Genomic DNA, 14,284 nt, shown 5'->3' with positions numbered 1-14,284 from the left:
TGCAAAGTCTAACAGACGGTCAGCACCAGAACACGTGTGATGGATTCCGTCTGGACAAAGCGGAAGCGAACATTCAGGTCATACAGGTGAGCGCCGTATATCCGCTCCTCGTCCCGGCCCCGCCGGAAAGAGGGGCGGGGGTCGTAGCTGACCACATCGTTAATCAGGGCTTTCAGGTCCGGGTACTTCTCCGCCGGCAGGTCGGCAAGCTGCTGCTCGGCTTCCGGCAGAAATTCCACGTTCAGTTTCTCAGTGGGAGCGGAGTCCGCCCAGCCCAGGCTGGCTTCCGGAACCGAGTCGGCGAACGGGAGGTAGGGTTTTATGTCCAGAATCGGCGTGCCGTCGATCAGATCGTGGTCACTGATGTTCAGCACCAGATTGCCGCCTTCGTCCCGGCCCAGCCCCTGGTTGCGCACTACAGACAGCCCCAGGCTGTTTGGTCGGAAGGGCGAGCGGCTTGAGAAAACTCCCATCTTGCGATTGCCCCCCAGACGGGGCGGTCGCACAACAGGCCGCCATTCCGCCCGCACGGCTTCATGGAACTGGAAAATCAGCCACAGATGGCTGCAGGTCTCGAGCCCCCTGAACGCGTCTTCACGGTCAAAAGGTGCGGCAATCACCAACTGGGCATGGGCATGGCGGGTCAGGCCTGGCTGGCGCGGCACGCCGAACTTGTCTTTGAAGCAGGATCGCGCCGTGGCGATGGGCGTCAGTGTCAGTGCCTCAGCGGCGGGCCGCGAAGGATGTCGGCTCATAATAGGGTCGCGTAAGATGTTATTAATAGGGGCGATCGATACTGCCGGACCAGGCAATACTGCCAGAAAAATAGAGCTCTATCCTCAGGATCAGCGAGCCACGATCCTTGAAGCTTTCCTCCCGGGGGAACTCGACAGCCGGAATGATCTCGGCGAAAAGCCAGTCGCTATGGAGCCGGTAGCGCCAGGTAAGGTCCGCGAACACCGATGTGTGACGCCAGCCTGGCTGGCTCTCGCCAAGAATGCCAACCCTGGGGTTGATAGTGGCACGGTTGTTCAGGCGCTTGTAGACGCCCATAACCTGGGAGAACTCGAACTTTCTTTCCGTGTGCAGCCATTCGATTTCGGAAGCCGACAGCCCCTGCCAGCCTTTACCAAGATCACGCCCGGCGCCAAAGGAGCTACGCGCGCCCCAGCCATCCTGATGGAAATAGTACAGGCGCTGCTTGACGGCAAAGGACCAGGGCGAGCTGGCGCTCTGCCACTGTTTGCCTGCGGTTACGCGCCAGAAGGCATCGGCCGGAATCCGTAACCGCACGCCCACATCATTGCTCAGATTGATGGCATCACCTACGTTAGACAGCAGGCGAAAGGCGCCGGTTGCCTGGGTTTCGCTGCGTTCATCGGCGGTCAGCTGGCGGATCCGGCGGCGTTCGGCAATGGGGATCAGTTCGTCACTCTCGCTTTCAATCACCAGCCGAAGCTTTCGCTCTACCGTGGGGATGTCCAGACGAAACCGGGCCTCTGGATCAAACTGCGCCGGGTCGCCGTATTCCGATTCCGTCGCAAACCCGATGCGCAGGTAGCTTTCATTATTGGGCAACGCCTGCTGGCTTCCCGATAGCGCGCGGTCGGCCCACTCACCCAGCGACTGAATTCGCTGGCCCTGGGTTCTTTCCTGGCGGATCACCCAGTTGGAAAAACTCATCCAGTAGGAATCTCTGGGCTCGCGCCAGTATTCCTCGGGTTCAAAGTTATAGAACGAAGGCGGAAGATTTTCCGGAAGCAGCAGGCTGCTGGCCGCTTTGACAGGCTCCTGGTCGCCCCGGGCCGCGGCCGGGCCCAGCGCTATAACGAGGGTGACAAGGGCAGTCAGGGCGATGGTTGCGCGAGGGGTAAAAACACTCGATGCCAATTAGGTCGTCCGTTGAAACTCGTCCATGAACCGGGCGTGAAGGCTTGCCACCCGGGCTTTCGTCTGTTCAGTACCGGCGGCATTATCGATGACATAGTCCGCTTTCTTCAGGCGCTCTTCCCTGGGCATTTGCGCCTCTATGATTCTGCGCACCTGATCTGCCGTATTGTCGTCCCTGGACACGGTTCTTTCAATCTGAACCTCAACAGGCACATCCACCACGACAATTTTATCCACCAGCTGGTGCTGGTCCGTTTCCAGAAGCAGAGGAGAAACCAGCAGAGTGTAGGGCAGTTCATAGTCCCGGGGATGGAGCCGGGCGATGATGGCTTCCCGGATCAGCGGGTGAAGCAGGCGTTCGAGCCACTTTCTTTCACTTTCATCCTGAAAAATCAGCGTTCGCAGTTCCGCCCGGTTTAGCGAACCGTCTTCAAGCAGAATATGCCCACCAAAGTGTTCTGATATAGCCGCCAGAGCGGGTTTGCCGGGCTCCACAACGTCCCGGGCCACGTCGTCCGCGTCTACCCAGTGAACCCCGTGCTCCGCAAACTGGCGCACGACGGTAGATTTACCCGAGCCGATACCGCCGGTGAGTCCAACAACCCTCATCGCTCTTTTCATCAAAGCCCCAGATAGCCATACCAGGCGGCCAGTATCTCCGGCCCGAACCACAGGCAAAGCAGGCCCGCGGCCGCCAGATAGGGGCCAAATGGAATTGGCACTTCCCGACCATGCTTGCGGAAGGCAATCAGGCTGATCCCCACGACTGCGCCCACAACGGAGGAAAGCAGAATGACTGCAGGCAATAGCTCCCATCCCAGCCAGGCGCCCAGGGCGGCCAGAAGCTTGAAATCCCCGTGCCCCATACCTTCCTTGCCGGTCACCAGCTTGAACAGCCAATACACTGACCAGAGTGCGAGATAGCCGGCTACCGCGCCCCAGAAAGCGCTGTTGAAATCGGTGAAAGTGTTGAAATAGTTCAGAATCAAGCCAAGCCACATCAAGGGCAAGGTCATACTGTCCGGGAGTAGCTGGGTGTCGAAATCGATCACCGTCAGGCCAATCAGCGTCCAGACCAGTAACAGCGCCCAGAGCGCGGCATAGCTGGGGCCGATGGCCAGAATGGTGACCACAGAGAAGATTGCTGTGACGGCCTCAATGATCGGATAACGGGGCGAAATGCCGGTCTTGCAGGAGGAGCACTTGCCCTTGAGGACCAGGTAGCTGATTACGGGAATATTTTCCCAGGGCTTTATCTTATGGCCGCAGGAAGGGCAGGTGGATGCAGGGGAGGAGAGCGTGACATTTTGAGGCGGCTTGCGGCTCTCCTCTGGCAGTTCCAGAAACTCCTCACACTGGCAGCGCCAGTCCTGCTCCATCATTTTGGGCAGACGCAGGATCACTACGTTGAGGAAACTGCCGACGCAGAGGGAAACAAAAGCAACCGCCGTGACCAGAAGCCACGGCGTTGAGAGTAGCGTGTCGAACATTGGCATCCCGTCAGACGACCTGACCCATCTGGAAGATTGGGAGGTACATGCCCACGATCAAACCGCCGACCAGTACGCCAAGCACAGCCATGATCATGGGTTCCATCAATGCTGTCAGGTTGTCGACCATGTCGTCGACAACCGACTCGTAGTGGTCGGCAACCTTTTCCAGCATTTCATCCAGGTTACCGGACTCCTCACCGATGGAAGTGAGCTGGACGGCCATAACCGGGAAAACGCCGGTGGTTTTCATGGAGGCCTGAAGCTGTGTGCCGCTGGAAACGTCGTCACGGATTTTCATAACGGCATCGCGATAGATGGCATTACCGGTGGCGCCTGCCACGGATTCAAGGGCATCCACGAGAGGAACGCCCGAGGCGAAGGTGGTAGAAAGCACGCGGCCGAACTTGGCAACGGCGGATTTGTCCAGAATTTCGCCGACCACTGGCAATTTGAGTACATACTTGTCAACGAGATCTGAGAACTTCTGGGACTTCTTTTTTGCCTCTTTAAAAAGAAAAATGAAGCCCACTATGCCCAGAAGAACTGCGAACCACCATTTCTGCACCCATTCTGATATCCCAATAATGAACTGTGTAAATACCGGCAAATCGGCCCCAAAGCCCTGGAAAAGACTCTCGAACTGCGGAACGACTTTAATCAGCAGAATGGCGGTCACGACAATAGCGACAACCACAACAGCAATAGGGTAAGTCATTGCTTTCTTGACTTTTTTCTTAAGAATTTCTGTCTTCTCTAAATACATCGCAATCCGATCCAGCATCTGCTCCAGCGCACCAGCCTTTTCACCGGAATCCACCAGGTTGCAGTAAAGATCGTCAAAGTGCTTCGGATGACGCCTGAGTGCACCCGCAAAACTGGTGCCTGAAGCCACGTCGTTCCTGACGGCCGAAATCAACTCTCGCAGACCCTGGTTTTCAAGCCCATCAGTGACAATGTCAAAGCTCTGGACCAAGGGAACGCCGGCCTTCATCATCGTTGCCATCTGGCGTGTAAACATCGCGATGTCGAAAGGCGTGATTTTCTTGCTACCACCGAACAGGGGTTTGGGCTTTTTCTTGACTTTATCCGGAACAATGCCCTGTTTTCGTAACTGGGCTTTTACCAACGCCAAGTTTGTTCCCGACACCTCGCCCTTGGACTTGTTGCCCTTTCGGTCTTTACCTTCCCAGACAAACGCCTGAAGTTTTTCTGCTTTCTGAGCCATACTTCTTAATCCTTCGTCACGCGGTTGGCTTCCTCGAGACTGGTCACACCTTCAACCACTTTTCGAAGGGCGGACTTTCTCAAGTTGCGGAAGCCTTCGGCCTCGGCCTGTTTTGCAATTTTTATGGAGCTGGCCTCTTCCATAATCATGCTGGCCAGGTTCTCGGTAATCTTGACCACTTCGTAAATTCCGACGCGGCCTTTATACCCTCCATTGCATTTATCACAGCCCTTGGGGCGGTACAACGTGAAGCCTGTATCAATTTGTTCCTGTGTGAACCCTTCCTTCAAAAGCAGCTCCTGAGGGACATCTGCACCTTCTTTACACGCATTGCAGAGTCGACGGCCAAGACGCTGGGCAATAATCAGGCTAACCGACGTGGCGATGTTAAAGGCAGGAACACCCATGTTCATCATACGAGTCAGCGTTTCGGCGGCACTATTGGTGTGCAGGGTAGAAAGGACCAGGTGGCCGGTTTGCGCGGCCTTGATGGCAATGTTAGCGGTTTCCAGGTCCCGGATCTCACCCACCATGATCACGTCCGGGTCTTGCCGTAGGAAAGCACGAAGAGCTTCTGCGAATCCCAATCCAACCTTGGTGTTAACGTTCACCTGGTTGATGCCTTCCAGGTTGATTTCCGCCGGGTCTTCGGCCGTGGAAATATTCAGCTCCGGTGTGTTCAGGATGTTCAGGCCGGTGTAAAGAGAAACCGTTTTACCGGAGCCGGTGGGCCCGGTAACCAGAATCATACCCTGGGGCTGCACCAATGCGTCCATGAACAGTTGCTTCTGGTCGTCCTCATAGCCCAGCGCATCGATGCCCATTTTTGCCTGGCTGGGGTCGAGGATACGAAGCACGATTTTCTCACCCCAGAGTGTAGGCAGTGTATTAACCCGGAAGTCGATCGCCTTGGTCTTGGACAGCTTCATCTTGATCCGGCCGTCCTGGGGAACGCGTCGCTCTGAAATGTCCAACTGGGACATGATCTTTATGCGGGCTGCGATCTTGGGGGCCAGCTTTATGGAAGGTCGCGACATCTCTTTCAGGATGCCGTCAGTCCGATAGCGAACACGATACGCCTTCTCATAAGGCTCAAAGTGGACGTCCGACGCTCCACCCCGGATTGCGTCAAGCAGCATTTTGTTCACGAATTTGACGATCGGGGCATCGTCCACATCGCTGGCGGCAACCACCGCGTTGTCATCGTCCTGATCGCCGCCTTCGGTCTCGACGCCCTCAAGGTCAGCATCGTCCAGGTCACCCATGGTGGTGTCCTGGGATTCAAGGAACTTGTCGATGGCATCCCGCAACTTCGCGTCATCTACTAACACGGCATCCGTGCTGAGGCCGGTGTTGAACTTAATCTCGTCAAGCGCCTGAATATTGGTCGGGTCAGATACCGCAATGAACAGACGGTTACCTCGTTTGTAGAGAGGAAGCGCGTTGTGTTTGCGGATCAGTTTCTCGTCTACCGCCTTTTCCGGCATCATTTCCGGCATGAACGAGCTCAGGTCGAGCACTGAAACGCCGAACTCCATCGCCGCTGAAAAAGCCAGCCCACTGCTGTTGGCCAGATTGTTCTGAACCAGATAAGTAATCAGCGGAATGCGGTTCTGGGATGCCTGGATGAAGGCGTCTTTTGCGGTGGCCTCTTCCAGCAACCCGTCGTCGACAAATCGCCGGGCCAGGCCGGTGAGCGTTACGTTGTTCTTGTCAGTAGCCATAGGTGTTTAACAATGCTGCCTAAGTTGCTGAAATCGTGTTTTGAAATATTACCAGAGTTTAGATGGAAGGCCTGCGTTTGGAAAGCGATCAGGATTTTCGTTCACTGCAGAAAAAACTATTGAAGCAGGGAGGCGCGAGAACCTGTGACCGTTAAGAAGGGGTAGAGGGTGACAAAAAACGTCACCGGCTGACCATCATCGGCACATTTGTCCGGCGCAATGTAAGTCTTGTTCATAGGCGCGTCCATGGTATGTGGTTGATAATACGATGTAAGTTAGTGGAGGGTCCGAGTTGGCACGGCAGATGCTTTAGTCCATGCAGGCTGCTCCTTCAGGAGTATGACTTACAAGAATCTGGAGATAACACATGAAAAAAGTTCAACAGGGTTTTACTCTTATCGAACTGATGATCGTTGTTGCGATCATTGGTATTCTTGCGGCGGTTGCTATTCCGGCTTATCAGGACTATACGATTCGTGCGCAGGTATCTGAAGGTCTGAGTCTCGCTTCAGGCGCCAAAACAGCTTTGGCAGAGTTTTACAACCAAACTGGTCGTTTCCCCAGTGCTAACGGTTCGTTGGGACTCTCTGCAGCCGCTAATATTGACGGTTCGTATGTCAGTTCGGTTGATGCCGGAAGCGCCGGTGGAAATGGCGTTATTCAAGTCACATACGGCAACAACGTGAACACACAGATCCTCAATGACGTGTTGGAAGTCTCTGCTGTCACTTCTGCGGGAAGCATCCAGTGGGTATGCCGTTCAACTTCTCTAGAAGATAAGTACCTGCCTACAAACTGCCGGTAATCAAATCGGAGTCTGAACAGAAGGCCCGCTCAGCGGGCCTTTTTTTTGCTCAAAGTTGAAGTTCTCGGCGATGTCGTCGAGAGGTAAATCCGCCGATCAGGCCGCCACACACCGAAACAGCTGTGGATCTTGGAGCATAAAAAAATAGCCCCTATAAGATCTCTATGTAGCTCTTCTTGTGCTGTTTCATGATTTGAGATTTCGAGAGAGTAGAGATTATGAAGACATCCAAAGGTTTTACTTTGATTGAGCTTATGATCGTGGTTGCAATCATTGGTATTCTCACCGCAGTTGCAGTCCCAGTTTACCAGGAATTCACTATCCGATCTCAGGTGTCTGAGGGGCTTAGCCTTGCTGCTGGGGCGAAAGTTGCAATGTCTGAGTATTATGAGCAGCGTGGTAACTTTCCGGCTTCTAATGCTTCGCTGGGTTTGCCCATTGCTTCTGAAATTGACGGCACTTACGTGTCATCGGTGGATGCCGGGAGCGCGGGTGGAACTGGAGTAGTTCTAGTAACGTACGGAAACAACGTTAATTCCCAGGTTTTAGGTGATACTCTTGAAGTGTCAGCGGTTACATCTGTTGGAAGTATTAAGTGGGTTTGCCGGTCGAGTTCTTTGCCGGCCAAATATTTGCCCACGAATTGCAGATGAGCGGCTAGGTAATTTTTGACTCGTATTTATATGTAGAGCAACATGCAACACTTTTTCAACAAGAGAAATTTGACGGCTTCCGTATGTTGGATACTCGTCTTGATCATTGGTTACACAGTATACTATCCGGGGCTATCTGGCCCATTTCTATTTGATGATTTTCCGAACCTTCGAGCGCTTGGCCTTAATGGTGGTGTGGCCGATTGGGAAACCCTTCAGTCCTATGTTTTCGGTGGATTTTCAGGCCCCACCGGCCGCCCAATATCCCTTCTTACGTTCTTGCTGAATTCGAATGTTTGGCCAGCCGACCCATCGGGGTTTAAGTACACCAACGTCCTGCTTCATCTTTTGAACGGCACGCTCCTTTTCGCTCTTACCCTGAAAATTATGCAAGTCGGTGTTTGCGTCACTTACCAGCGAGGTGTCTGGGTGGCCTTGCTGACCGCCGGATTGTGGCTGCTCCATCCTTATCTCACCTCAACAACGCTTTACGTGATTCAGCGCATGGCAATGCTTGCAACCACGTTCTGTTTTACCGGAATGTTGGTCTACCTCTATGGTCGTACAAGGATATGCGTCAATCCTTTAAAAGCTTATAGTTGCATGACGTTGGGGATCGGCGTGGGAACTGTATTGGCAACTTTCTCGAAAGAGAATGGCGCAGTTCTTGTGCTATTAATTTTGTGTCTTGAAGTAACGATAGTTTCTGCAAATCCTGAAATGCCGAGGCTTAACCGTCTATGGAAATGGGTTGCGCTGATCCTACCTTCTGTCGCGCTTGCAGTGCTGCTTTTAAAAGGTCCGTTTTTGGGAAATTGGTTTAACGATTACAGCAACAGAGATTTTTCACCATATGAACGGGTGATGACGCAATTCAGGGTGGTACTTTCTTATCTGCACAATTGGTTTGCACCGAGTTCGGCTGGCGGTCAGATTTTTTATGATGAGCTATCTGTCAGTCGCGGTTTTTTTTCCCCAATAACGACGTTTTTATCTGCTATAACGGTGATTGGATCGATAAGCTTCGCAGTCTTTATGCGTAAAAGCCGGCCAGTCGTGTCTTTTGTCATTCTCTTCTATTTTGCGTCTCTTTGTGTTGAGTCGACCACAATTGGCCTCGAAATGAAATTTGATCATCGTATTTACCTTGGGAGCGCGTTTCTTTTTCTCCCGCTTATTCTTTGGGGCGCTGACTATTTGCGACCTCCTTTTAAAACCATATTGAGCCTTATTCTGGTTGGAGTAATGGCTGCATTTACATACTCCGCATCCAATTTGTGGGGTGACTATCAGAAACTTACGATGGTTTGGGCTGTTAAAAAACCCGATTCAGTGCGCTCCCAGACCGAAGCCGCAAGTATGTTGTTCTCAAGCGGTCAAGGTTTAGAGGCGCGAAAATTGCTGGACGATGCCGCCGAGCGTATTCCAGGAGATTTTCGTTTAAGACTGACTCAGGTCCTGGTTCAGTGCATGACGGGCAGTGTCAAAGCGGAGGACATGGCTGAAGTTATGTCGCTCTCGGAGTCGGGACCTTATCGTTACACAGATTTTGGCCTCCTGAACAGCCTCTTGACCAGTGCGTCCTCAAATGAATGCAACGGGATATCAGATGATGATGTCGTTGCGATTACGCAAAAACTATTGAACAGCTCGTCCCACAAATCCCCTGAGTCGCTGGCATACGCTCACCTTCATTACTATCATGGATTAGCCCTACTACGGGTCGGTGCGAAAGAGAAGGCACTGGCAATGCTCAATAAGGCCCTGGAATCTCGGTCCTCGCTACACATGAGGATGAATATTGCTGCCTATAAGGCGAATGCAGGGCTTTACAAGCAGGCACTTGAAGACGCTCGTTATGTAAGGGAGCGGTTGCGTTTCGACGATCTGACTGGTCGAGCGGCCATAGAGTCGCCACCACTTGAACAAGTGGAGCACTTTATTCATGTGGTAAGAAGTGACATCTCAGTCAGCGAAGGTGCAGTCAAAGACTAAAGCTGCAGGTCCATACAAAAACATAAAAGGTGAATCTGCATATGGAAGTATCGATAGTTATACCGGCAAAAAATGAATCTGCGTCAATAAAGTTATTAGTAGAGGGGTTGCTGGCTCTACCTAACCTCAAAGAAATTATTGTTGTTGATGATGGCTCATCTGATGGCACAGGTGATATCGCTGAAAACCTTGGGGCGAGAGTGATTCGTCATCCGTACTCTAAAGGAAACGGTGCGGCTATCAAAAGTGGTGCGAGAGCCGCAGCAGGAGATGTAATCCTTTTCATGGATGGAGATGGACAGCACTCCCCAAATGATGCCTTTCGGTTATTGCAGAAGGTTGACCAAGGTTTCGATATGGTTGTGGGCGCCAGGCAAGCTGGATCACAGGCAAGTGTGGGGAGAGGTATTGCCAATAAACTTTACAACCGTATTGCAAGCTATATGACCGGACACAAAATCGAGGATTTGACTTCCGGATTTCGTGCCGTAAGGCGAGAAAAGTTTCTCGAGTTTCTCTACCTACTGCCAAATGGTTTTTCCTATCCCACAACTTCAACTATGGCGTTTTTCAGAGCAGGTTATACAGTAGGCTACGTGCCAATTGATGCCGCTAAGCGTGTCGGCAAGAGTCATATTAAACCGGTGCGGGATGGTGCTCGATTTCTTTTGATTATATTCAAAATTGGAACGCTTTATTCCCCCTTGAAAATGTTTGTGCCGATTGCGCTTTTCTTGTTTCTTTTAGGCGTTGGATATTATGGGTATACCTTCCATAATTTTGGAACTTTTACTAACATGAGTGCATTGCTATTTACTACATCACTTACTATTTTTTTGGTTGGGTTGGTCTCAGAGCAGATAACAGCATTGATGTATGCTGGAACTAATAAACCTTCAGGTAAACGCCGTTGAATAAAATGACGGATATTTTTGCAGCTGCCAGATTTTAACTATTTGATTAGGTAGTCTAATGATCCACGTTTTTCTTGGTACTAAAGCGCAGCTCATTAAAATGGCCCCTATTATGAAGATGCTTCAGGATCAAGGTGTCTCCTATAATTTTATACACTCAGGTCAACACCAGGAAACGATGAATGATATTCTTAATGATTTCTCGCTACCTGAGCCCGATTCATACGTTACTACCGGTTCAGATATAAAAGAAAAAATACAAGTTCCCAAATGGGCCTACCTTTGCGAGAAACGCACGCGTCGCTCGTCGGAGTGCTGGGCTGGCCGTGCGAAAGGCAGTAAAGATATAGTTTTAGTGCATGGCGACACTTTCTCGACTCTGATCGGGGCATTGGCCGCAAAACGGATGGGTTTTAAGTGCGGTCATATCGAGAGTGGACTCAGATCCTTTAATCTATTTCATCCATTTCCCGAGGAGCTTGTACGGCTTTCCACCTTCAGGTTGGCGGACATATTTTATTGTCCTGATGATGCTTCTGTCGCTAACCTAAAAGGTTATGATAAGAAGATTGTTCATACTCATGGAAATACCATGCTAGATGCAACAAAACTGGCAGCAAGGATGGCAAGTAAAAGTGCACGCTCAGATTTTGGAATTGTGTCAATTCATCGATACGAGAACATTTTCCGTTCTGCCCGTCTTGAATGGATCGTAGATCAAGTTATTCAGATTTCGCGTAAGCAGAAGATCTTATTCATAATGCACCCACCGACGGAACATCGCTTACGAAATGCCGGGCTTTTTAAACGTCTCCAAGCAGAACAAGGAATCGAGCTTCGGAAACGATTAAGCTATTTCGAGTTTACAGGCATTCTCGCGCAGGCGCAGTTTTTGGTCACTGATGGCGGCAGCAATCAAGAAGAAAGCAGTTACATCGGTTTGCCCTGCTTAGTTATGAGAAAGAGCACTGAGCGTCAGGAGGGCATTGGCAGAAATGTCGTCCTCTCCAATTATTCGGAGGAAAGAATTCGTGGTTTTTTTGATAACCTGGAAAGATATCGATCTGCGCCTTCTAATTCTCATATAAGCCCAGCAAAAATCATTGTTGATGATTTAAAGCCGTTTTACTAGCCCGTTTTGTCATATCGTTACAGACTGAAGCTGCTCGGCTCGTCCAACTATGATTCTTTCGAATCTCAATTAAACGTTTTTTCTTATCTTCTATCAATTTAGGGTTGTCTGAAAGCTCTTGCAGAAAATTAGAGATCTCCTCAGGATCTACGACCCAACCTAGCCCCTCTGAAGCAACTCTGCGCGCAGTTTCGTCGCCCGGACAGCACAATATCGGGAGCGCGAAACCAACAGACTCATAGACTTTTGTGGGAACTGCGAAGTCAAGGTAGCTGTGCTGATTGCGTACGAGTGCGAACAGGTCACTGTTTTTGTAGAGTCTGATGAGCTCTTTGCCTGAGTGATGAACGACTTGGACCCGATCATTTATATAGCTTCGGTACAGATCGCTCAATTTGATCCATTCTTTTTCTCGACAGCACACTGTCAATGAGACAGATGACTTCATGTTTTTCACTGCTGTTAAAAGCGGTCTGAGATCATACATGGGCGGCTCTATGCCACCTACATAGAAAAGGTTGATTTGGTCAGAACCGCCTGACTTGACTCCTGTGGCGTCATCAAAAATCTCGGATCCGGGTGGCAAGCCTTCCACCCGACTAAATTTATTGGTCCATGGCAGTTTCAGGCCCATCGCTTTTGATGGCAAGTACAGCAAGCTTAGATACTTCATTTGCCATAGCCAATCAAACCAATAAAGTGGAACTGTAATGGCACGTCCAAACCAGGGGAGCATTTCCCGGTACGAACCGTCTCTCCAGTATGCATCGCGGTAGAACATTGAAACTGGAATTTTGCTTTTGTTGCAGAATGTCAGGAAGCGGTGATCAAGCAGTGGATTCAGTGGCAGGCGATGACTCTCAGACATTGCGAATGGGATGGTCAGGTTTTCCGAATAAACGAAGTCGAATTTTTCACCAGCCTTTATGCGCGCCTTTGTATCTCGCATGATTGCGGACCGGGTCCTTTTATCCCCGGTAACCTCAGTGACCTTGACTCCCAACTGCCGAAAGGCTGTTAGCATCTTATAGGGACGAACCTGACTGCCGGAACTGCCGTTTTCAGTAATTGCGCGGGGGTGATGAAAGATGATGCTGAGGTGTGAAAAATCTGCTGCCATGAATGACCTTAGTTACGGTATTGCCTGTCCAGCTGTCCATATTAGTTATTGTTACACCAAGAGTCACCCCGATGGGAGCGCCCGGACGACCACTTGGGCTTGCGCCGATTACACTGGGTAGTCCGTTTAAATTGCTGCCTAGTGTTACTAGGAATGGAATTTCGTAGGTCGCATTAACGTCCCTTCGTTGGCGTAATGTTCCGATATCGCTGGTTTTGCTGAAGCTATTATCCCTAAAGGTTCGCTAAGCTTTTCGCGAATGACGTAAGATCGATAAGAGGGGATGGCGATCGCTGCCAATATTCCTACGCTGGCGATAAAAATCATTACTTCAATCAAGGTAAAGCCCTTGTTCTAATGGGGGGGGCATTTCTACTTTTGGTTTGAGGCTCAATCTGTCCTCCCAGTTTTTGACGCAAAACATGGAAATCAGCAATGCAATACAAATCGCTTCTTACGGAAGTCTCGGCAATCGCCGATAACGCTAGTGAAAAAGCGCATGAAATCTACATCACGGATTTTCAGATTGATTTTAAAGCCGACGAATCCCCAATCACTGCAGCAGACCTTGCTAGCCACAAAATCATCGTCGACGCCCTACGTGAGTTGACCCCAGACATCCCGGTCCTCTCCGAAGAAGACGCAGACATTCCCTGGGAACAACGCAAACAATGGCGCCGGTTCTGGCTCATTGACCCCATCGACGGCACCAAGGACTTCACTCAGCGAACCGGCGAATTCACCGTCAACATTGCATTGATTGAAGATGGTCAGCCAGTGCTTGGAGTGGTCACGGCTCCGGCACTGAATGAAGCCTACTGGGGCGCTATCGGCGCGGGCGCTTTTAAAAGGGATTCTGACGGCGAAATCCACCGGATTTCTGTGACAGAGCCAAAAGATACGGTTCTGGTTGTGGCCAGCAAAAACCATCTGAACGACGATACCAAGGCTTTCATCAATAAACTCGGCTCCCATGAACTTGTCCAGGCAGGCAGTTCCCTCAAATTCTGCCGGATTGCAGAAGGTCAGGCGCATATTTACCCGAGGCTGGGCCCAACCTGCGAGTGGGATACCGGCGCAGCACATGCGGTGCTCGCCGCAGCGGGTGGCAAGGTCGAAACTCTGGACGGCACTCCGTTGAAATACGGAAAGGAGGATGTCCTGAATCCGTTTTTCGTTGCCTCGGGTAGCTGGTATCGGCAGGACAGCCAGAAATAAAGGCCGCAAGGCGTGATCCATGTCTCCTCGGTTTGGGGTTACATCTTTGCCCCGGGTCGTTATACTTTGCATTGCTCAGGAAGGGCGCCCAATAAGTAAAAGCCATCAGGATCTT

Annotated in this window: 13 protein-coding genes and 1 pseudogene; 6 read left to right on the top strand and 8 right to left on the bottom strand. The window is 51.1% G+C overall.

Annotated features, from left to right (window positions below; genetic code table 11):
- Positions 1–8: 8 nt before the first annotated feature.
- From tsaA to pilB, 6 genes are read right to left on the bottom strand one after another with little or no spacing between them, the layout of a single operon-like run.
- Positions 9–755 carry a tRNA (N6-threonylcarbamoyladenosine(37)-N6)-methyltransferase TrmO gene (gene tsaA, locus FPL19_RS01015; RefSeq protein WP_150909760.1) on the bottom strand — a complete coding sequence of 249 codons (747 nt, stop codon included), beginning with the start codon at positions 753–755 and terminating at the stop codon, positions 9–11.
- A gap of 22 nt (positions 756–777) precedes the next feature.
- Positions 778–1,890: a hypothetical protein gene (locus FPL19_RS01010; protein ID WP_225314243.1), complete on the bottom strand. Its 1,113-nt coding sequence runs from the start codon at positions 1,888–1,890 to the stop codon at positions 778–780.
- Positions 1,891–2,499, bottom strand: coding sequence for a dephospho-CoA kinase (coaE, locus tag FPL19_RS01005; RefSeq protein WP_150912345.1), 609 nt, complete (start codon positions 2,497–2,499; stop codon positions 1,891–1,893).
- A gap of 11 nt (positions 2,500–2,510) precedes the next feature.
- The gene (locus FPL19_RS01000) at positions 2,511–3,386 is read right to left on the bottom strand and encodes a prepilin peptidase (protein WP_150909757.1); all 876 of its coding nucleotides are present in this window, start codon (positions 3,384–3,386) and stop codon (positions 2,511–2,513) included.
- Between the two features lie 4 nt (positions 3,387–3,390).
- On the bottom strand, positions 3,391–4,608 hold the full coding sequence (locus tag FPL19_RS00995) for a type II secretion system F family protein (protein WP_150909755.1): 1,218 nt from the start codon (positions 4,606–4,608) through the stop codon (positions 3,391–3,393).
- Positions 4,609–4,613: 5 nt separating this feature from the next.
- A complete protein-coding gene (gene pilB / locus FPL19_RS00990) occupies positions 4,614–6,332 on the bottom strand; it encodes a type IV-A pilus assembly ATPase PilB (RefSeq protein ID WP_150909753.1) in 1,719 nt (572 codons plus the stop codon).
- Between the two features lie 367 nt (positions 6,333–6,699).
- Here pilB and FPL19_RS00985 point away from each other — a divergent pair, with 367 nt between their 5' ends.
- The 5 genes from FPL19_RS00985 to FPL19_RS00965 all read left to right on the top strand — a co-directional run bounded on the left by FPL19_RS00985 (position 6,700) and on the right by FPL19_RS00965 (position 11,831).
- Positions 6,700–7,137, top strand: a complete 438-nt coding sequence (locus FPL19_RS00985) for a pilin (protein WP_150909751.1) — start codon at positions 6,700–6,702, stop codon at positions 7,135–7,137.
- 218 nt (positions 7,138–7,355) lie between these two features.
- Complete coding sequence (locus FPL19_RS00980; protein WP_150909749.1) at positions 7,356–7,790, top strand: pilin; 435 nt, start codon at positions 7,356–7,358, stop codon at positions 7,788–7,790.
- 99 nt (positions 7,791–7,889) lie between these two features.
- Positions 7,890–9,785 (top strand): tetratricopeptide repeat protein, encoded by a 1,896-nt coding sequence (locus FPL19_RS00975; protein WP_150909747.1) that lies wholly within the window; start codon positions 7,890–7,892, stop codon positions 9,783–9,785.
- A gap of 41 nt (positions 9,786–9,826) precedes the next feature.
- Positions 9,827–10,699 carry a glycosyltransferase family 2 protein gene (locus FPL19_RS00970; RefSeq protein ID WP_150909745.1) on the top strand — a complete coding sequence of 291 codons (873 nt, stop codon included), beginning with the start codon at positions 9,827–9,829 and terminating at the stop codon, positions 10,697–10,699.
- Between the two features lie 58 nt (positions 10,700–10,757).
- Positions 10,758–11,831: a UDP-N-acetylglucosamine 2-epimerase gene (locus FPL19_RS00965; protein ID WP_150909743.1), complete on the top strand. Its 1,074-nt coding sequence runs from the start codon at positions 10,758–10,760 to the stop codon at positions 11,829–11,831.
- Here FPL19_RS00965 and FPL19_RS00960 read toward each other — a convergent pair.
- Together FPL19_RS00960 and FPL19_RS17805 are read right to left on the bottom strand one after the other, a co-directional pair.
- Positions 11,800–12,951: a glycosyltransferase family protein gene (locus tag FPL19_RS00960; protein ID WP_150909741.1), complete on the bottom strand. Its 1,152-nt coding sequence runs from the start codon at positions 12,949–12,951 to the stop codon at positions 11,800–11,802. The two genes, FPL19_RS00965 and FPL19_RS00960, sit on opposite strands and share 32 nt — an antisense overlap.
- Before the next feature lie 147 nt (positions 12,952–13,098).
- Positions 13,099–13,299 (bottom strand): annotated as a pseudogene (locus tag FPL19_RS17805) (pilin); the annotation flags it as partial.
- An 87-nt stretch (positions 13,300–13,386) separates the two neighbouring features.
- Here FPL19_RS17805 and cysQ point away from each other — a divergent pair.
- Positions 13,387–14,169: a 3'(2'),5'-bisphosphate nucleotidase CysQ gene (cysQ, locus tag FPL19_RS00955; protein WP_150909739.1), complete on the top strand. Its 783-nt coding sequence runs from the start codon at positions 13,387–13,389 to the stop codon at positions 14,167–14,169.
- Positions 14,170–14,284: the final 115 nt, after the last annotated feature.

Source organism: Marinobacter halotolerans (assembly GCF_008795985.1).
GTDB classification, from domain to species: domain Bacteria; phylum Pseudomonadota; class Gammaproteobacteria; order Pseudomonadales; family Oleiphilaceae; genus Marinobacter; species Marinobacter halotolerans.
The sequence above is the reverse complement of the archived record's forward strand: the minus strand, read 5'-3'. Positions and strand labels throughout refer to the sequence as shown.